The sequence below is a fragment of the Proteiniphilum acetatigenes DSM 18083 genome (genome assembly GCF_000380985.1).
Taxonomy (GTDB): Bacteria; Bacteroidota; Bacteroidia; order Bacteroidales; family Dysgonomonadaceae; genus Proteiniphilum; species Proteiniphilum acetatigenes.
Genome location: NZ_KB905693.1, coordinates 52,168 through 72,224, shown reverse-complemented (window position 1 = coordinate 72,224; position 20,057 = coordinate 52,168). Strand labels below are relative to the sequence as shown.

13 protein-coding genes are annotated in these 20,057 nt (G+C 42.7%); 9 read left to right on the top strand and 4 right to left on the bottom strand.

The window, feature by feature from the left end; all coding sequences use genetic code 11:
- Positions 1–93: 93 nt before the first annotated feature.
- The 3 genes from F597_RS0102420 to F597_RS0102410 all read right to left on the bottom strand — a co-directional run bounded on the left by F597_RS0102420 (position 94) and on the right by F597_RS0102410 (position 2,559).
- Complete coding sequence (locus tag F597_RS0102420) at positions 94–486, bottom strand: MerR family transcriptional regulator (protein ID WP_019538115.1); 393 nt, start codon at positions 484–486, stop codon at positions 94–96.
- Between the two features lie 122 nt (positions 487–608).
- Complete coding sequence (locus tag F597_RS0102415) at positions 609–1,469, bottom strand: class I SAM-dependent methyltransferase (protein ID WP_157278916.1); 861 nt, start codon at positions 1,467–1,469, stop codon at positions 609–611.
- A 352-nt stretch (positions 1,470–1,821) separates the two neighbouring features.
- Entirely contained in the window at positions 1,822–2,559 is a 738-nt protein-coding gene (locus tag F597_RS0102410; RefSeq protein ID WP_019538113.1) for a helix-turn-helix domain-containing protein, read from the bottom strand.
- A 114-nt stretch (positions 2,560–2,673) separates the two neighbouring features.
- On the opposite strand from F597_RS0102410, the gene F597_RS0102405 reads away from it, so the two are divergent.
- The 7 genes from F597_RS0102405 (at position 2,674) to F597_RS0102375 (ending at position 13,447) form a co-directional block, all read left to right on the top strand.
- Entirely contained in the window at positions 2,674–2,859 is a 186-nt protein-coding gene (locus F597_RS0102405) for a cyclin family protein (RefSeq protein WP_019538112.1), read from the top strand.
- A 221-nt stretch (positions 2,860–3,080) separates the two neighbouring features.
- The gene (locus tag F597_RS20005; RefSeq protein ID WP_019538111.1) at positions 3,081–4,535 is read left to right on the top strand and encodes an IPT/TIG domain-containing protein; all 1,455 of its coding nucleotides are present in this window, start codon (positions 3,081–3,083) and stop codon (positions 4,533–4,535) included.
- A 34-nt stretch (positions 4,536–4,569) separates the two neighbouring features.
- On the top strand, positions 4,570–7,692 hold the full coding sequence (locus F597_RS0102395) for a SusC/RagA family TonB-linked outer membrane protein (protein ID WP_026327041.1): 3,123 nt from the start codon (positions 4,570–4,572) through the stop codon (positions 7,690–7,692).
- A gap of 27 nt (positions 7,693–7,719) precedes the next feature.
- Positions 7,720–9,747, top strand: a complete 2,028-nt coding sequence (locus tag F597_RS0102390) for a RagB/SusD family nutrient uptake outer membrane protein (RefSeq protein WP_019538109.1) — start codon at positions 7,720–7,722, stop codon at positions 9,745–9,747.
- 49 nt (positions 9,748–9,796) lie between these two features.
- Complete coding sequence (locus F597_RS0102385; protein ID WP_019538108.1) at positions 9,797–10,840, top strand: DUF4973 domain-containing protein; 1,044 nt, start codon at positions 9,797–9,799, stop codon at positions 10,838–10,840.
- Between the two features lie 331 nt (positions 10,841–11,171).
- Positions 11,172–12,494, top strand: a complete 1,323-nt coding sequence (locus F597_RS0102380) for a Gfo/Idh/MocA family protein (RefSeq protein WP_019538107.1) — start codon at positions 11,172–11,174, stop codon at positions 12,492–12,494.
- Between the two features lie 8 nt (positions 12,495–12,502).
- A complete protein-coding gene (locus tag F597_RS0102375) occupies positions 12,503–13,447 on the top strand; it encodes a sugar phosphate isomerase/epimerase family protein (protein WP_019538106.1) in 945 nt (314 codons plus the stop codon).
- 130 nt (positions 13,448–13,577) lie between these two features.
- Here the strand turns inward: F597_RS0102375 and F597_RS21460 are convergent, their stop codons facing one another.
- Positions 13,578–14,267: a helix-turn-helix domain-containing protein gene (locus F597_RS21460; RefSeq protein WP_019538105.1), complete on the bottom strand. Its 690-nt coding sequence runs from the start codon at positions 14,265–14,267 to the stop codon at positions 13,578–13,580.
- 772 nt (positions 14,268–15,039) lie between these two features.
- Here F597_RS21460 and F597_RS0102365 point away from each other — a divergent pair.
- Together F597_RS0102365 and F597_RS0102360 are read left to right on the top strand one after the other, a co-directional pair.
- Complete coding sequence (locus tag F597_RS0102365; protein ID WP_019538104.1) at positions 15,040–18,246, top strand: SusC/RagA family TonB-linked outer membrane protein; 3,207 nt, start codon at positions 15,040–15,042, stop codon at positions 18,244–18,246.
- 5 nt (positions 18,247–18,251) lie between these two features.
- Positions 18,252–20,054 carry a RagB/SusD family nutrient uptake outer membrane protein gene (locus F597_RS0102360; RefSeq protein ID WP_019538103.1) on the top strand — a complete coding sequence of 601 codons (1,803 nt, stop codon included), beginning with the start codon at positions 18,252–18,254 and terminating at the stop codon, positions 20,052–20,054.
- Positions 20,055–20,057: the final 3 nt, after the last annotated feature.

Here is a 20,057-nt window from a genome sequence, read left to right as displayed (position 1 = left end):
CGAGCGAAGCACATTTTAGAAAATAGATTTGGGATGTCGGAATTGGGATGTCGGATGTAGATAATTTCCAAATCCCAAATCAAAAATTCATTGTTATTCTGTCTTTGTTCTGGCGTATTTCTGCTGTTCATGGAGCCGGTCGAATTCTCTCTCCAGCGATAGCAGTTCTTTTTTTATTTCTGTAAGCCTGGAAAGAATTTCCACTCGTTTCTCCTCCTCATCTTTTTTGGATTTCAGTGTCTGACGGGCGCCTTCCAACGTCATCCCTTTCTCTTTTACCAGATGATACACGATCTCCACCTGTTGTATATCTTCCCGGGTGTACTGGCGCGTGCCTCCGGCCGTTTTTTTTGGATTGATATTCTCGAACTCCTTTTCCCAGAAACGTAAAAGAGACACATTGACCGCAAAATGGTCAGCTACCTCCTGAATAGAATAGAAGAGGCGCTTGTCGTCGAATTGGATCGGTTTCTTTCTTTTTCCCATGATAATCTCTTTGTAAATGGGGTCGGTTGGAATAATTGACCGTGTAAATGTTATCTATTTCAAAAATAATATTTTCCGTCAGGAGGGGCAAGTTTTTTCGCTATTATTCACCTGATTTCTGTTTATCTCCCGTTTTTTTTCGCAATATAAATGATAGAACTTGCTTGCTCCGGATTAGATAAGGAGCGTATAAACCCCATTGTACCCACTCCGAATGCCCTGGCGTATCGTGTTAATCGGTTACTCCCTCTGTATTTTTCACTTAGCAGGGAGATATAAAAGGCATCCAAAGGCATACGTACCCTCTTTACTATTTTCAGATGGTGTTTGGTAAGTAGTTTATCGACGGTGCCGAGGGAGAAATGCCAGAGATGCCGTGGAATATCGTAGGCAGCCCACAGCTCTTTGTAAAATTCAGCATCGTAAGAGTGGCAGTTAGGGAGTGCAAGTACGATAATTCCTTCCGGGGTGGTGATCTCCTTTATTTTGTCGATAGTTTCATTTAGCTTTTCCAGATGTTCCAGTACATGCCACAGCGTTACGACATTGAATGAGGAACTCTCTATCTCCCAGAAAAAATTCTCGTCGTTTACCGACAGGCCGGAACGGAGAGTTGCGCTTTCCCGGGTTTTTTTATCTTTCTCGATACCCGAAACAACCCATCCCCGTTCCTTTGCCGCCTGTAGGAAATAACCCGTGCCGCAGCCAAAATCCAGTAACCGGATGGGGGACTTGGTCGCATGAGCTGCTACCAGGCCGACTTTTTTTCTCAGCATCTTTTTCCGGAAGTGGTGGTATAACCGGTTGATCAGCCCTTTGTCTGAATCGGAATGGGAGATATAGTCCGGTGAGTCATAATATATCCCGATAGCATCTTCCGAAGGAAAATTATTCGTGAAGCGAAACCCACAATGGGCACAATCACAGACGGGAAATACCTCTCCGCTTGAGAAGTAATCGACACCGTCAAAAGTTTTTTTCAAATCGTTACTGCCGCAAACAGGGCAACTTGTAATGGTGATGATTGACATATACCGGGATTAAACTATTTCAATTACATTAGACTATTTGAGTCGCTTGCTCCTCACTCCTCGACGGTTAATTGAGTCGCTTTCGCTCCTCGACGATTAATTGAGTCGCTTTCGCTCCTCGATTTTCAATTCTACGCTCGGCGGAATAAATAAATTCATTTTGCACTCGCTCGCTTGACGAAATAGTTCAAAAGTACGATTATTCAAGGGGAATGACAAATTTTTTATCGATACAACATTCATTTTCACTCGTAGCTTACGTTAGTCTATACCATAGTGAGTGAGATAATTGAATGAAATTTTTTTAAATAGCCGGAGTAACGGTTGGAATCACACCTTCGCCAAACTCCCTGGTGACACATCCCAGAACAATGTGGATGTGGCGAATATCTTTCTTGGGGATTTTCACGGGTTCATGGATAAGCCGTCCGTCCGGGTATGTTTTCAGGTTCGAACTGTAGCCGATGATATGGTCTTTACCTCCATCCTGCAATCGTTTTGTAACTGCAATTTCTTTTGTCTCCACATAATAGTTTCGTCCCCATACAATAAGCCCTAAATCGATTACGGTTTTGAGTATGAGGATAGAACCGGATGGATATTCGGACATGCTGTCACCATAGTGACGGATGGCTGATGTGGCTTCCGGAAACAATTCTCCGGTATCAATCCATCCATCTCCCCTGTTGTGGGACCACTTTGTGGTAATACCTCTGCTACCCCCGGTAGTATTATCTTGCAGTGGGATTTTTTTTTGAGGCGATATTTCCGTGGTCGGTTCATTTGCTGAAGATCCTTCCGGATTCTGTTTTTTATAGGATCGGATATGATCTAATAAATCATTATGATTTATATTGAATGTTTCGCAGAGTTTAAGCGTCAATTTTTCTGAGGCTCCCCTTTCCGAGTTCTTTATCAGGTTTAGATATTGAGGTTTAACACCTAAAGAATTAGCTATTTCATTGTATGGAATGCCCCTCTCTTTTAGACCTTCTATTTGCCTTATGAACCATTCTTTTCGTATTTTCGCAATATTTAACATAAAAATAAATCAAAAAGATATGTTTTCCTTGCTTAATAAATCGTAATGATTTATCTTTGTAGCTTTCGATTTAGAAAGCGACGATAAAGATACAAAAGTTTTAAGAAAAAGTATATGGGAGAGATACTAATGAAACACGGAGAACGGAGGGATATTGCTAAAATACTTAATGTTAGCGAGGTAACTGTCCGGAATGCATTGAAAGACCGCACACAGAGTGAATTATCGGAGCGAATAAGGAGGCTCGCTATCCAGAGAGGAGGCATTGAGGTGAATAATACAAAAAATTCAGATATATAGATTTTATATAGCGTTGTTTAAATACAATCCCAATTCCATTTAATTAATTGTTAATCAACCGATTTTTATATTGATGACTCTCGGTGTTTTAAACGTTGATTAACCCAAATTTATGTTTTGCCTGTTTGTTTGGGTTCCACTTCGAGGAATATGTTGCTAAAAAAATATTAATACATAGATGTGTTATTTTCAAATATTTAATAATCTAATTATAACCAGAAATGCTAAAAGAAATCAAAAAAAAATTCTCAGCGGGATTTATTGCAATTTTATTTGCGATAGCCCTTGCCGCTACAAGTTGTAGTCAGGAAGGAGGGTATCAGGGTGCCAAGCCTGTTATACCTACTGATCCTTCGAAGCCGGTAACTTTTACCGATTTTTCCCCGAAAGAGGGTCCTGTGCGTACTTTAGTATTCATTGAAGGATCAAATTTCGGAACAGATGTTTCGAAAATAGAAGTAATCATTGGAGGCGTATCAGCTCCTGTTATTGGTTCTTCGGGTACGAAAATATGTGTGATGGCTCCAAGGCGTTCCAACAGGGGGGATGTTATTGTGCGGATTATGGATGAAGGTGGTAAAGTTGTAAAAGAACACCAGTTTGAAGAACTCTTTACCCTTCAATCAGCTTTGCAGGTAAATACATTGACCGGTAAGGTGGATCCGCAAACCAACGCTTCCAGTATTATCAACGGATCATTTGAGGAAGCTGAGTTTCAAAATCCCTGGTGGCTGGAATTCGATATAGATGAAGAAGGGAATAAGATTATTTATTGTATTGATGCCGAAAATCTGGCGGCACTACGGAAGATCAACCTGACTGCAAGAGAGGTTTCTACCGTGTTTATGAAAGGACAGGCAGGTGTCCATCAGGTGAAATCGATGTTGTTCGACACGCCTACGAGGGATACCCTCTTCCTTGTGGATGACAACGGGCGAGGAAACTGGAACGACAGGCATCAGATGCCGAATATGTTTTATGCTCTTCGCAACGAAAGTTTCAGAAAGGTATATCCTTACCTCTATGCCCAATGCTCTTATTCTGCAGTATCGATGAATGACGGTGCGATTTTTTACAATACATGGACATCCTCGGAGGTCTATAAGGCCAAACAGGTGTGGGATGAAACCGCCCAGATGTGGGATGGAAAAGCGCTGTTTAGCGTGAAAGCCAATTCCAGTGACCATGTGTTTATGTTCAGGCATCCGGAAGATCTGTATGTATATATGACCGGATTCAACGGCGTGTACAGGTGTGCTTACGATAAAACAACGAAAGAACTGGTTTCATCCGTACTCCATGTAGGAGATATAGGCGGAGGATCGGGATATGCTGATGCACCGGGAACCTCTGCCCGTTTCAATCGTCCGCGTCAGGGGGTATTTGTGAAGAATAAAGAGTATGTGGCGCAAGGCAAGGCGGATGTATATGACTTCTATGTGTGTGACCACAATAATAACTGTATACGGAAAGTAACCCCTGACGGAGAAGTCAGCACATTTGCCGGACGTGGTAGTGTCGGCATTGACGGTCAGGTATGGGGTTGGATTGACGGAGAAGCCCGTGAAACGGCCCGTTTCAGGGAACCTACCGGTATCTGTTATGACGAGGAAGAAGAAATCTTCTATGTGGCAGACCGTGAAAACAAACGTATACGCACCATTTCCGTAGAATAAATCAAATAAATCAAAGGAATAAAAACACAAAAAGATGAAGAAATATATTCTATCCGTTTTATGCTTGATTATATATGCAATGGGCGTATTTGCTCAACAAAAGACTGTCGAAGTCTCCGGTACCATTGTTGACTCAGAAGGTCTTCCGATGATTGGTGCAACCGTTACCGTAAAGGATAAGCCGGGATTGGGTGTGGCTTCCGATATTGACGGAAAATACAAAATAAGGCTTGAATCCTTTCAATATTTAGTATTCTCTTACCTTGGCTACGAAAGCCAGGAACATTTGATAAAGGACGAAGATATCATACTTGATATCACGATGCAGGAATCAAAATCTACTATACTTGATGAAGTAACCATTACGGGCATGGGGCCGCAGAAGAAGGTGACCGTAACAGGAGCAATCACCACCGTGGAGGTGGGGACTTTGAGGACTCCGGTTTCCAGCATTACCAATGCGTTAGCCGGGAATGTGGCCGGGGTTCTGGCCATGCAGCGCTCAGGGCAGCCGGGAGACAATACTTCCGAATTCTGGATACGTGGAATTTCCACATTCGGAGGCAGTTCCAGCGCTTTAATCCTGGTGGACGGTTTTGAACGGAGTATGGATGAACTCAATATAGAAGATATCGAATCTTTCTCGGTACTGAAAGATGCCTCAGCCACAGCAATCTACGGTTCACGTGGTGCGAACGGGGTTATACTGATCAACACAAAAAGAGGGAGTGAAGGAAAAGTGGAAGTGAATGCCAAATCGGAATATACCTGGACCACCCGTACCCGGACACCTAAATTCGTAGATGGTTTAAGGTATGCTTCCATGGCGAACGAGGCGCGTACTACCCGCAATCAAAGGCCTGTTTATTCCGATCAGGAGTTAATGATGATCGAGGAGCAGCTGGATCCTGATATTTATCCGAATGTGGACTGGATGGATCTTTTATTAAAGGACGGTGCGCCTACGTACCGCACTTCCGTGAGTGTGAAAGGGGGAGGATCGAAAGCCCGGTATTATCTATCCGGAAGCTTCCTTGATGAAGGAGGAATGTATCATGTGGACAAAACGATGAAAGAATACGATACCAATGCCAATTACCAGCGATATAACTATCGTCTGAATATGGACATGAATATAACGGAGTCGACCCTGATCCAGGTAGGTATCGGCGGAGCGCTGGAAAAAGCGAATCGTTCCGGTGCGATCAACACTGACGATATCTGGTATTCGGTATTCGGCTATAATCCTGTTACGATGCCGGTGATGTATTCGAACGGGTATGTGCCTGTCATGATGACAGAAGGTACGATAACATCATCGTGGGAAGCTATATATAATCCATGGACAGCCGCTACGCAAACGGGATATTCCGAGATATGGGAAAATACCATCAATTCCAATATCACCTTAGAGCAAAAACTGGATTTCATCACCGAGGGGTTGAAATTTACAGGGCGTTTCGGCTACGATACATACAATTACAATTATATACAACGCCGAAAAAATCCGGAGATGTGGAGAGCCGAACGCCAACGTAATTCGGACGGGAAAATTGTGTTTAACCGGTTGGTGCCGGAGCGTTTAATGTCCCAGGGCTCTTCAGCATCAGGCGATAGAAAGGAATTTCTTGAAGCAGAACTTTCCTACGGGAAAACTTTCGGGAATCACAACATTGGCAGTGTCCTCAAATATACACAAGATAATTATGTAAATACCTCCAGCATCGGTAGTGATATCATGCAAGGTATCGCCCGCCGCCATCAGGGATTGGCAGGAAATTTCTCTTACGGTTATATGAATCGTTATTTACTCAACTTCAATTTTGGTTACAACGGCTCGGAAAACTTTGCCAAAGGACACCAATTTGGCTTCTTCCCCGCTTATTCAGCCGCCTGGAACATAGCAGAAGAGAGTTTTGTAAAGGATAATCTTGACTGGTTGGGCATGTTTAAGATCCGTTATTCATACGGGGAAGTAGGGACAGACAACTCTTCTTCACGTTTTCCTTATCTGGCCGATTTCGGCAATTACGACCGGAGTACAGGCGCGGGAGATCAGGCGGTATATTATAACTGGGGCGACCTGAACAGCGCATTCGGATATGACGGGCTGACCTATACGCGTGTCTCTTCCAATAATGTAACCTGGGAAATTGCCAAGAAACACGATTTGGGGTTAGACCTGTATCTATGGGGCGATAAATTGGGTCTGACAGTGGACTATTTCGATGAAAAGCGCGAAGGAATCTATATGCGGAGAGATTTCTTGTCGGATATGGTCGGTATACAGGGACAGAACCCTTCGGCAAATGTGGGAAGTGTCAAAACAAAGGGGTTTGACGGTAACTTTAAATTGGATCAAAGGGTAGGAGATGTTGCTTTACAGTTACGGGGAAACTTTACCTACAGTAAAAATGAAATTACCGAGGCAGATGAAATGGTAAACCGTTATCCATACCTGCGCCGTACCGGTTTCCGTGTCGATCAGGCAAAGGGTCTGGTAGCATTGGGTCTTTTCAAGGATTATGAAGACATACGGAACAGTCCCCGTCAGGATTTCGGTGATCAAAGGGACGTAATGCCGGGTGATATCAAATACAAAGATATAAATGGGGATGGAATCATTAATAATGATGATATTGTGCCGATTGGAGCTACAACACGGCCCAATCTGATCTATGGCCTGGGTTTGTCGGCTACCTGGAAAGGATTTGATTTTAACCTCCATTTCCAGGGTGCAGGAAAATCCCATTTCTTTATCGATGGATTTACTGTATACCCGTTCGTCAACGGGGAATGGGGAAATATACTGGAAGAGATGGCAAATGCCAACCGCTGGATTTTGGGCGTCAATGAAGACCCGAATGCCGAATACCCACGATTGAGCTATGGCGGAAACGCCAACAATTACCGCCCATCCACTTATTGGTTACGCGATGGTTCCTACCTCCGTCTGAAAACGCTGGAAATGGGTTATTCATTGCCAAAGGCGCTTACCACCAGGTTACGCCTGGAAAAATTACGGTTGCATATTATCGGTCAAAATTTATTGACATTCTCCAAATTCAAATTATGGGATCCGGAAATGGGCAGTTCCAACGGGATGAAATATCCGTTGGGGAAAACTGTGACATTTGGATTGACTGTTAACATTTAAAATCAGAAAACAAATAAATTTAATGAGATGAAGAAAAAATATATTTTATTGAGTATTATAATCAGTCTGGGAGCATTTTTCCAGTCCTGTTCCGACTATCTGAATGTAGAACGATATTTTAATGACAGGCAGGATCTGGAGCGCATATTCAACAGCAGGGATTATACCGAGCAGTGGCTGGCCAATGCCTACTATCAGTTGCTTTCCTTTAATCTTGAAATAGGGCATGTACGGTTTACGCTTACCAATTACTCGGATGACATGATTTTTACCGAAGGAGGTGCCGGTATATCATACTCGAACTACAAATTCGGTCAGTACGGCCCTCAGTACGGTGGTAATGCCGGCGCACTTGTTTCCCGCCCCTGGGATCAATCCTATGAAGGTATCCGTCAGGCTTCTATCTTTCTGCAACATGTCCATCCCGGACCTGAAATTACCGAGGAGATGTACAAGGATCTCAAGGGACAAGCCTATTTCATCCGGGGTTACCTCTATTGGTTGTTGTTGAGGAAATATGGTCCTGTGCCCATCCTGCCCGATGAGGGGATTGATTATGAGGCGCCATACTCTGAATTGGCTTATCCAAGGAATACATACGACGAGTGCGTTGAATATATCTCCGAGCAGATGTTGTTGGCTGCTGAATTATTAGAGAGTAACCGAAGTACTCGTGATGCTTCACGTCCGACAAAAGGAGCTGCATTAGCAGTGCGTGCAAAGGCATACCTTTATGGAGCAAGTCCGTTAATGAACGGGAATCCGGAAATGGCCTCTTTTGTGGATGATCAGGGAAGGCAACTTATTTCCCAGGAATATGATGAGGAGAAATGGGCCAAAGCAGCAGCGGCAGCGCTGGATGTGATAAAGTTAGGAAAATACGAGATTTATGTGGCTCCTAAACGCAGCACCGGCGGACTTTGGGGTGCCTATCCCAAGACTATAGACCCGCCTTATCACCCGGTATATTCGGAGAAGACATGGAAAGAAGGAGGATGGAAGGATATTGACCCGTTGGATTCTTATCGTGCCTTGTTTAATGGGGATCTTTACGTTTCGGAAAATCCGGAATTGATTTTTTCCCGTGGAGATAACCAGTTGAATGATGAATATGGAATCACCTCTATGTCGCGCCATCAGATGCCTGTCGACAAAGCGGGAGGATGGAACTGTCACGGGATCACCGGTAAACAAGCTGATGCTTATGCAATGAATGACGGAAAGTTGTTCGACAGAAGTACCAGTATACAAGGATTTACTCAATATGACGGCGAGTATCCTTATCTGAGAAAAGATGTATGGTTGGAATATGCCAACCGGGAACCCCGTTTTTATGCTTCAGTGGCTTTCAGCGGCGCCCATTGGGCATGTACAAGCGCCAGGGATGCTAACAATCGTGATTTCCAGACGTTCTATTATTATGGTGAAAATGACGGAAGGAAAATTGTAAGTACCGATGATCGCTGGATTCCTACAGGAATTGGCATGATGAAGTATGTTAACCCGAAAGAGAGTTACAAGGACGGGACCGTATATCCTAAAGTGGATCCTGCCATCCGTTATGCCGATATTCTGTTGATGTATGCCGAAGCATTGAACGAGTTGACAACTACTTATCAGATTGCGTCATGGGATGGAAGTGAAACCCATGCTATCTCGCGTGATGTGGCGGCTATGAAGGCAGCCGTTCTTCCCGTACGTTTACGGGCCGGATTACCCAATTTCGATGAGATTGGTATTGGTGATCCATATAATAATCCTGATGAATTGAGAAAAGAGATCAAACGTGAACGCCAGATTGAATTTTTGGGTGAAAACCAACGTTACTACGACCTTCGCCGCTGGAAAGATGCACCGGAGGAAGAGAGCCAGATGATTTACGGCTGTAACACTACTGTTCCGAAAGAATACCGGGAATTTTTCTATGAACAAGTAGTGGTCCCCAGTGTACAAACATCATGGTCAATGAAAAAATATTTCTGGCCGGTTGCTTACGAAGAATTGAAAAGGAATGCCCGCCTGACCCAGGCACCCGGATGGCCTTCATTTGATTAATCCTGATATAAAAAAGCAAAATTTCAATTCAGCAATAAAGAATTATAGTATGAAACATTTATATTTTTATTTGACTGTACTGATTGGTACACTTTTTATTCTTTCCGGTTGTAATGATGAGTGGGAAAGTGAACTATATACCCGGATGATATCATTGAAGGCGCCGATCAACAGAGACGACGTGTCGGTTATCTATTTGAGATATAAGCCCGATGATGAAAAGGTCACTTTTAAACTTCCGGTGATTGTAAGCGGATCACGTACCAATGACCACGATTATACTGTCCGTATTGGTGTGGATAACGATACATTGAATTTTTTGAATATTGATAAATATACGGAACGGACCGATTTGTATTATAAGCAGTTACCTGAGAATTTTTATGAATTTCCGTTACAAAGCTGCCATATTCCGGCCGGCACCGATGTGGCTCACTTTGACATTGACTTTAAATTTTCAGGACTGGATCTTGTGGATAAATGGGTTTTACCGTTGACCGTCTTGCCCGATCCTTCCTACACGCTGAATACGTATAAAGGAAGGCAGAAAGCATTACTCTGGGTGATGCCGTTTAACGATTACTCCGGGACTTATAATGCTGCGAGTATGTATGTATACTTTGGGGATAATACCACCAAATATATGACAGCCAGTACCCGTGAGGCGAGAGTGGTGGATGAGAATACCATTTTCTTTTATGCCGGCATTACCGAAGAATTGGCTGAAAACAGGGGCGATTTTAAAGTGAAGTGTGAATTTCTGGAGCCTGATGAAGTGTCAGAAATAGAGGATACGCATGCAGAGGACGGTACCTCTCTTTATCTGAAAAGAGGAAAACTGATATTAAGCGTTGAAAATCCGGCTTTGGAATTTGAAGTGGTGGGAGAGCCCACTTATGAGATCAAAGAAGAGTTGGATATTGATCGCCCACATATCATTAAACGTTTTTTTACGTTGACGATGGAGTACAAATATAAAGACACTGCCTCCAGTGAGAATATTGATTTTCCTTATAGATGTAAGGGTACCATGCTTATGCAGCGTAATGTAAGTACATTGATCCCGGATGAAGACCAGGCTGTATTCTGGTAAGCAATAGGTATTTCTTCAAATAATGACAAGTGTCTCCAAAGTGTTATTACGGGTGAATCCGAAGAATGACATTCTGGAGACATTAATTTGTTTATTTGTCTTAACCAAATTTAATATAATAGCTGTCGAAAAGATTTGTTTTTCTTGTTTAATAAATCATAATAATTTATCTTTATCGCTCTCGATGTAAGAGGCGACGATAAAAATACGCAGATACCAGAAGGAGACATGACAGACAATATGGTTACCTATACCAGGACCAGATATTAATAAAGCTCCTCAACTTAAGCAGAATCCCGGTTATTGGTCATTTACATAACAAATAAACATTATGCAGTATTCAAGAAGAGAATTTATTAAAAAGGCAGGAATTGCTACCGCCGGTTCCGTGGTTATTCCTCATTTGACATGGGCGACAAATACACCATGGACATCCAACAGTGATACGTTGAAGGTCGGATTAATAGGTTGTGGCGGCCGGGGGTCGGCCGCAGCTCAGGAAGCGCTAAACGCTGATAATAATGTAGTGCTCTCTGCAATGGCTGACGCATTTGCCGATAGTTTGGAGGCCTCTTTAAAGACATTGAAAGAAAAAGAGCCTCGCAAAGTACAGGTAACGGAAAAGAGTAAATTTGTAGGTCTCGATGCCTATCAAAGGCTTATCGAGTCTGATGTGGATGTGGTACTGCTGGCCGCTCCCACCGCTTTTCGTCCCGATCATCTCGAAGCTGCGGTAAACGCCGGGAAACATGTTTTCTGTGAGAAACCTTTTGCCGTAGATGCTCCCGGGTTGCGAAGGGTTATGGCTGCTGCTCAAAAAGCAAAAGAAAAGCAGTTGTCGTTGGTTTCCGGATTTTGCTGGCGTTATCATCTTCCCAAGAGAGAAACATTCGGTAAAGTGCTGAACGGACAGATCGGAGGAATACTAACTGCGGAAGCTACTTACAATACTGGTGAACTATGGTATAAGGAGCGCCAGAAGGGATGGTCGGATATGGAGTATAAGCTCCGTAACTGGCTTTATTATAATTGGCTTTCCGGAGATCATATTGTTGAACAAGCCATCCATAGTGTTGACATGCTTCAATGGGCAATGGGAGATGTAACTCCTTTGCGTGTAACAGGTAGCGGAGGACGCCAAAAGCGAATAGATCCCAAATACGGTAATGTATTCGATCATTTTGCTTTGACCTATGAATATGAAGGAGGAGTAAAAGCCTATTTCTTCTGTCGTCAGCAAAACAATACCGCCCCCTCTTATGCTGTCGAACTGGCCGGAGATGAAGGTCGGTGTATTGTGGATTGCCGTACCGGAAAACATGAAATAACCGGTAAGAAACCCTGGAAATATGATGATGAAACAAAGTTTACAGATGAGAATGCCTATAAAAAATCACAAACCAGAAGCATGTATCAGCAGGAGCATGATGAACTTTTCGCATCTATCCGTGATAATAAGCCGATAAACGACGGAGAATGGATGACACGTTCCAATCTGGTCGCTTTAGCGGGACGGATGGCGGGTTATACAGGACAGACAATTTCGTTGGAACAGGCGCTTTCTTCAGAAGAAGTTCTGTTTCCGGCAGACCTGTCGTGGGAAACTCAGTATGATGTAGAGATAGCAATACCCGGTATCACAGAATTCAAATAATAACGCATATGAACAAACGGGAATTTATCAAATCTGCTGCCGTTATTGCAGGAGCCACGGCAGTTACCCCCCTCTCTTCGGCTGTTATCCCTTCTTCAGTCTCAGCTTCTGTTCCGCAAGGCAGATCCGGAGAGCAAGGAAGGAATGTAACCTTAAAAAAGAGTTTAGGGTTTGGAATGATCGATGAAGATTTGTCGTTAACCGACAAATTCAAACTAGCCAGGGATCTGGGCTTTCATGGAGTGGAACTCAATAGTCCGGTAGACTTTCCTATAGCAGAAATCCTTAACGCAAAAGAAAAGTCGGGAATCGAACTCCCCTCGGTGGTCAATAAGGATCACTGGAGTTCACCGCTTTCTGATCCCGATCCGGCAGTGAGAAAGAAGTGCATTCAGTCGGTAGCCGCTTCGCTGCGCGAAGTAAAGGAACTGGGTGGTGATACCGTGCTGGTGGTACCGGGAGTCGTTAACGAAAAGGTGTCATATGAACAGGCATATATCAACTCCCAGAACTCTATCCGTGAACTGATACCTTATGCTGAGGAGACCGGGATGCAGATTGCCCTGGAGAATGTCTGGAATAATTTTCTTATCAGCCCGGTGGAAGCCAAACGTTATGTGGATGAGATCAATCATCCGCTGGTGGGATGGTATTTCGATATCGGCAATGTATTGCGATACGGTTGGCCGGAGCACTGGATCCAGACATTGAACAGACGCATCATGAAGCTCCATATCAAGGAATTCAGCCGTGAACTGATGAATTCGAAAGGATTGTGGGAAGGGTTCAAAGTCGATCTGCTGAAGGGAGATAACAACTGGCCGGTAGTGATGCAGGCTGTGCGCAGGATCGGTCATACAGGTGGATGGCTTACGGCAGAGGTGCCCGGCGGAAACAGGGATCATTTAAAAAAGATCTCAGTACAGATGGATGAAATTATTGGCTATCTGTAATATGTTATACTGGATAGGAAAGACAATTTTGTAATTAAAGTTGTCTTTCCTATAAAATTATGTGCACTTTTAATAGTTCCATGGTATACTCCTTTCCTGATACTATACATGACCCCATAGATGGAAAATTTTATTTTTCACCCTGATTGCGGTACACTATTGTACCGCCGTTTTTCCTAACGACATATCCGATCACCAAATAAATACGCTGTACGGACCTCCATGGAATATCAAAAGGTTCGTGTACCATTCGCCCGTCCGGATACGTTTCTTTGTTTGTACTATAGGCCGAAATATATTCAGATGATTTACCTTTCTGAAGTCTTTTTGTAACCCGGTATTCACTTGTTTCAATGGTATAATCGCGACCGGGTACAACTAATTCCCGGTCTAATACTTCTTTTAGCGCTAATATACACCCTGTTGGATATTCAGGCATGCTTTCCCCGTAGTAGCGGGTGGCAGCCGTGGCATCCCTAAACCAATCACCCGCGTCAACAAAATCTATCATTTGTCCGTCAGGCACTTCGATATCTGCTATTACATCGTTTATTGAGGCAACATCGTCGTAAAACGGTATAAGCTTTCTTTCATGACCCAAATCTTTAGAAAAAATACCCGTATCGGGCTGTCTTTCATCCAATATGAACTCAATGCCTTTGATATCAACGTCGTCTTTTAACTTATCTATAAATTCATCGGGAATTGGACGTATGCCATTTACTATTTGAGATATAAATGGCTGTGTGACGTTGAAGTATTTCGCGGCTTCTGTTTGAGTGAAATTATTAGCTTTTAAAAATGCCTTAAAATCAACCATACAAGCAGTTTAATAATATTTAACTATAAATTATTGTATTTTATAAGCATAATGCTAATAAAATGCTTATGTTTGCAGGGCCGGACATTCATTTGAAGTTTGCCAATGCAAAGTTATCGACAAATATAACGAATTACCGGTATACTTTAGGATGAAGTAAACAGAATTACAATAATTATTCGCAAGTACAAGATTGAAATGGTTTCCTGTATTATTCATTTTGTTTATCACAATTGATTTTCAATCTTTTGAAGTTAAAAATTAAAACTACTTACTATTCAGTACTTATGGATGCATATTTCGGTTAAACAATTCCCCTTGTTCACATTCAAAGAGACCTTGGCAGATTGACATAAAAAAGTAGTGTTTTTGAGTCCGGATTTTCCATCTGTGAACATGTTTACGAATAATAAGACATCCGGGTGTGAAATTTCTTTTTATTAATATGAATTAAAAGAGAAACATTTTTATATAACGGGTATTAAGTGAGAAGTTTTTCCTGGTCTCTTTGACCGGAAGTATGCAATGAACAAGCACAACATGGGAGATACTCTTGTTTGGAGCAAGTTTTTGATTTATGTTGAAATTTTCCAGTATCATGTATTATGAAATATGATAACATTTAATCTCTTGAAGTCTGGCCTGAAATAATGTGTTCGTACACGGCGGGAAGAGGTATGTTAGAGTCTTACTCAACAATCATTTAAATAATGCTAGGGATTTTTGGTGTTAAGCCAAACAGTTTTTTAATCTAAACAAATGAGAAAATGAAATGAAAAGAAAAATTTTGAATCTATTGAAAGGAATGATGTTCATGTTGCTTTGGACATCTTCCCTGGGTGTCCATGCGCAGACCTTTGCTGTAAAAGGAACTGTTACTGATATAGGGGGAGAACCCCTGATCGGCGTAACTGTCCGGGTACAAGGTGCAACTACCGGTACAATTACTGATATAGACGGTAATTTTAACCTTTTAAATATCTCTCCCGATGCTATATTAGAGGTGTCGTATGTGGGTATGCGGGTACAGACTATTGCTGTGAAAGGAAGGACCTTTATAAGTATTGTACTGGAGGAAGATGCCGAGTTGTTGGAAGAGGTTGTGGTGGTTGGATATGGAGTTCAGAAAAAAGAAACGGTCGTTGGATCTGTTTCTATTGCCAATGAGGAAGACCTGAAAAAAATAGGTACTGTCACTGATATTTCCCAGGCTCTTTCCGGCCAATTACCCGGTATCGTGTCGCTGACTTCTTCCGGGGAGCCCGGAGGTATCCTTACGGGTGAGAGTTCCACCAACGTTTTCATCCGTGGACAGAATACATGGAACGGTGGACAGCCGCTTGTACTGGTCGATGGTGTGGAAAGAAGCATGAATAATGTCGATGTCAATGAAGTTGCAAGTATTTCCGTATTGAAAGATGCTTCTGCTACAGCTGTATACGGGGTAAAAGGAGCCAATGGCGTTATTCTTATCACCACAAAAAGAGGGCAGGCTGGAAAGACGACACTGGACTTTAATTATACGACTATGGGGCAGATGGTTTCCAAGCTTCCCGACAAGCTCGATTCATTCGAAGCCATGATGGCAAAGAATGAAATGATCGAAAGAGAAGTCGTATTGAATGAGCCTTCATGGGGTGCTTATGTGCCTTATGAAATAGTACAGCGTTATAGAAGGCCTCAATTGGCAGAGTATGCAGTCATTTATCCGAATGTAGATTGGGCTGATGCCATGTTTAAGGATCTGGGTTTTTCGCACAAGGCAACATTGGGTATTAGAGGGGGCAGTAAAGCGATCCAGTTTTTTGGTTCATTGGCCTATTTGCATGAAGGCGATATGTTCGAAGATTATGATAATAGAAAAGGGTACTCCCCGAATTATAATTTCGACAGGTTTAACTTCAGGAGTAATATAGACGCCAGCCTGACAAATACTACACAACTCAGGCTGGATATTTCGGGCTTTTACAGCTTAAAAAATACGAACTTTAATAATGAAGGAAGTACAAGCCGGGCAGATGCATGGATGTGGGCTGCCGCTTATCGGCTAGCTCCTAACCTGTTTATCCCGATGCATGAAGACGGAAGATGGGGTGCGTATCAGGAAGGCGGGAATAATACGGTAAACCCGTTGGCTGCGGTTTATAATATTGGTATAAGGCAGACCAGAACGACCCAGTTGAATTTTGACCTGAGTCTGGAACAGGACCTGAAGTTTATAACGGAGGGATTAAAGGCAAAAGCTTCTTTGTTTTATGATAACAGTATCCGCTCTGAGGGTGGAATTTATGATAATGCAAATAGCATCCGTCCTAATGAAGCGTCAACAAATGTTCCTTTTAAGCAGATCTATCCGGACAGGTATAAAGGGCCTGATCAGGATCCGAGCGAATATACCGTTTTACTTCCTGTCTCTTCCGAAGAATATGATTGGATAGTCCGACCCTGGACCATTCGGCAGGAGGAAATCCTGGATCGCAACTGGGCCGGATATTTACCTGTTTACAGAAGGATGATGTATCAGGCACAGTTGAATTATGCAAGGAGATTTGATATGCATAATGTGACTGCCATGGGTGTTTTTAAACGTGAAGAATATGCACGGGGCAGCATGTTCAAAAACTATCGTGAAGACTGGGTATTCAGAACGACGTATGATTATGATTCCAGGTATTTATTCGAAGCAAACGGCGCATATAACGGTTCCGAGCAGTTTGGGCCGGGTTACCGATTCGATTTTTTCCCTTCAGTAGCATTGGGCTGGATTATCTCCAATGAAAATTTTTTTCATAAACTGGATTGGGTAGATAATCTTAAATTAAGATATAGCTGGGGAAAAGTAGGTGATGATCAGGTAAGTGGAGGACGCTGGTTGTATTCTTCCCAATATGCTTATGGCAGTCGGGCCAGGTTAAATCAGGCAAGTGATGGTTGGAGTCCTTATTATTTTTATAGGGAGTCTGTTGTGGGTAATCCGAATATCCAGTGGGAAACAGCCTTGAAAAAGAATTTCGGTCTTGAATTCAGTATGTTGAGGAGCCTTTTCTCATTGAATTTTGATTATTATACGGAAGACAGGACCAACATCCTGATGGCAGGAGGTAGCAGAAATATACCGCCATTTTTTGGAGTTACTCCTCCGGGCGCCAATTTGGGGCAGGTAAAGTCTAACGGGTTTGAGATTGAACTGGGCTTTAATAAAAAATTCAATAAAGATGTAACAGCCTGGGCAAGTCTTGCTATTACCCATAATGAGAATACCGTGATTTTCAGGGATGATGCTCCATTGCAGTATGATTATCTTAAGAATGCAGGCTATCCCATAGGGCAGAACAGGAGTTTGTTACGTGGAGACTTTTATAACAACTGGGATGAAGTATATGCAAGTGTCCCTACCGAAACGAATGACCTGTATAAACTTCCGGGGTATTATAACCTGATAGATTTTAATGCCGATGGTATTATTAAGAACAGTGAAGATACGCCGCCGATAGGTTATTCCAATATCCCCCAGAATACGGCTAATCTGACTGTGGGATTTTCCTATAAGAGAATCAGCGCCTTTGTACAATTATATGGAGTGAACAATGTGAATAGATCGGTGGCTGCAAACAATTATTTTGCAGATACCGATATCTTATTCGGGCATGTGCGGGATTATTGGTCCAAGGACAACCAGGATGCTACTTCTTTTCTACCCCGCTGGAAAACGCAAGCCCAGAATATCGGTGATTATTATTTATATGATGCTTCTTCTTTCAGGCTCAGAACGGCAGAAATATCCTATACGCTTACCGGAATGAAATGGCTCAATAATGCAGGGATATCGAATTTCAGAATATTTGTCAATGGGAACAACCTCTTCTATTGGTCCCGTTTACCGGACGATAGGGAAAATACATATTCGGGTGGTAGTGCCACTGAAGGTGCCTATCCTACTATGCGCAGAATAAATTTAGGGATCGATTTAAGCTTTTAATAATTATGAAGAAAATTGAAAAATATATTACCGGTAGCATATTGATGGTGGCGATATTGCTGTTTTCGCTCTCTTGTGAAGACTACCTGAATAAGTCGCCTGAAGCGGATATTACTGAAAAGGACGTATTTGGAAACTTTACCAGTTTCCAGGGTTTTGTAGAGCAGATGTACAAATGTATCATGGATCCCGATAAGGGAGGAGCCTGGAACAAGTATCTGTTTGCAGATGAAACCTTAAATAATAAACCGTATAACTTCGATTACGGAAACTATTGGGGGAATGAAACCTATTTCTTTGGTGTCAATGCAAACGTAACAAGCGATAATTCCCGTGACAGGCGTGTCTGGGAATATGCATGGTATGGGATAAGAGTGGCAAACCTGGCTCTGGATAGAATTGATCAGGAAGGACTATTTGAAGGCACTGCGGAAGAAAAAAACCATATAAAAGGACAGGCTTTATTCTTTCGGGGTTGGTTCTATTTCGAAATTTGCCGTTATTGGGGAGGTATGCCTTATATCAATAGGGTGCTTGATCCGACCGAAAGTTTGATTACAGAAGAATTTAAGAGACTCAATTTTCAGGAAACAGCGAAATTGATGGCACAGGATTTCAGGGCTGCAGCAGACTTGCTTCCCAACCATTGGGATACGTCAGGTCCGGGACAGGCTACAGTGGGGCATAATATGGACAGGATCAATAAATTCCATGCTTTGGGGTATCTGGGTAAGGCGTTATTGTATGCAGCCAGTCCGATGATCAATGAGGAGGCGACAGGGAATAACTCTTTTGATCCTGCATTATCCCAGCAAGCAGCACAAGCTTTCGGTGAATTGTTGGATCTGGCCGATAAAACAGGAATCTACAAGTTGCAGCCATGGAACACATGGACCGATTGTTTTTGGCGTCTGAATAACCAGCGGCCGGGTGGCACGGAATGTATTATGATGCCTGTTATCTATGACAGGTCGCGTGTAAGATGGTCGGCGCTTGGCGCTAAGGTACCTTCTTCTTTTGGGTTGAACAGTGGTTCCGATGCCGATGTGCCTACACACAATTATATCAAAAACTACGGTATGGCTAATGGGTTGCCGATTGACGACCCGGCATCAGGGTTTGATCCTGATGATCCATGGACGGGAAGAGAACCCCGTTTTTATAAAGATATTGTTGTTGATGGCGACCAGATACATCAATCTTTAGCAGACGATAAGTTTGCCCAGTTATACAATGGAGGACGTCACAGATCTCAGATTAATCCTCCCAGTGTGACAGGATATTATGCAAAACGTTATGCTCCGATAGGGCCTACTTTCACAACCGCCATTGCTGACGGATTACAGGCATATGTTCCTTATCTGAGGTTATCGGATATCTATCTGATGTATGCCGAAGCGGTGTTATTTAGTCCCAATGGCAATCCCAAAGCAACATCAGGGAATTATACCATGACGGCAGAAAAAGCATTGAATATGGTTCGGAATAGGGCACAATTACCCGATCTGGATACAAAATATACGGCGAGCAACAATCTTTTCTTTGAGGAAATAGTTAGAGAAAGAGCTGTAGAACTTGCTTTTGAAGGAGCCCGTTTCTGTGATTTGCGAAGGTGGAATAGAAATGGAGACCCGAGATATTTGGATAAGACCGCTATTGATTTTGACAGGGGATCTGACGGAAAACCGGTCAATCTCAAAGAACGGGTTATTGTTACCAGGACAGTGGAGAAAAAACACAACTGGTTACCTATACAGGTTAAATTCACGAAGCAATATGAAGGATTCCCTCAAAATCCGGGATGGTAATTC

Excerpts from the sequence above, each read along its gene's own strand:
- F597_RS0102420 (WP_019538115.1), bottom strand. The coding sequence starts at position 486 with ATGGGAAAAAGAAAGAAACCGATCCAATTCGACGACAAGCGCCTCTTC.
- F597_RS0102410 (WP_019538113.1), bottom strand. The coding sequence starts at position 2,559 with ATGTTAAATATTGCGAAAATACGAAAAGAATGGTTCATAAGGCAAATA.
- F597_RS0102405 (WP_019538112.1), top strand. The coding sequence starts at position 2,674 with ATGGGAGAGATACTAATGAAACACGGAGAACGGAGGGATATTGCTAAA.
- F597_RS20005 (WP_019538111.1), top strand. The coding sequence starts at position 3,081 with ATGCTAAAAGAAATCAAAAAAAAATTCTCAGCGGGATTTATTGCAATT.
- F597_RS0102395 (WP_026327041.1), top strand. The coding sequence starts at position 4,570 with ATGAAGAAATATATTCTATCCGTTTTATGCTTGATTATATATGCAATG.
- F597_RS0102390 (WP_019538109.1), top strand. The coding sequence starts at position 7,720 with ATGAAGAAAAAATATATTTTATTGAGTATTATAATCAGTCTGGGAGCA.
- F597_RS0102385 (WP_019538108.1), top strand. The coding sequence starts at position 9,797 with ATGAAACATTTATATTTTTATTTGACTGTACTGATTGGTACACTTTTT.
- F597_RS0102380 (WP_019538107.1), top strand. The coding sequence starts at position 11,172 with ATGCAGTATTCAAGAAGAGAATTTATTAAAAAGGCAGGAATTGCTACC.
- F597_RS0102375 (WP_019538106.1), top strand. The coding sequence starts at position 12,503 with ATGAACAAACGGGAATTTATCAAATCTGCTGCCGTTATTGCAGGAGCC.
- F597_RS21460 (WP_019538105.1), bottom strand. The coding sequence starts at position 14,267 with ATGGTTGATTTTAAGGCATTTTTAAAAGCTAATAATTTCACTCAAACA.
- F597_RS0102365 (WP_019538104.1), top strand. The coding sequence starts at position 15,040 with ATGAAAAGAAAAATTTTGAATCTATTGAAAGGAATGATGTTCATGTTG.
- F597_RS0102360 (WP_019538103.1), top strand. The coding sequence starts at position 18,252 with ATGAAGAAAATTGAAAAATATATTACCGGTAGCATATTGATGGTGGCG.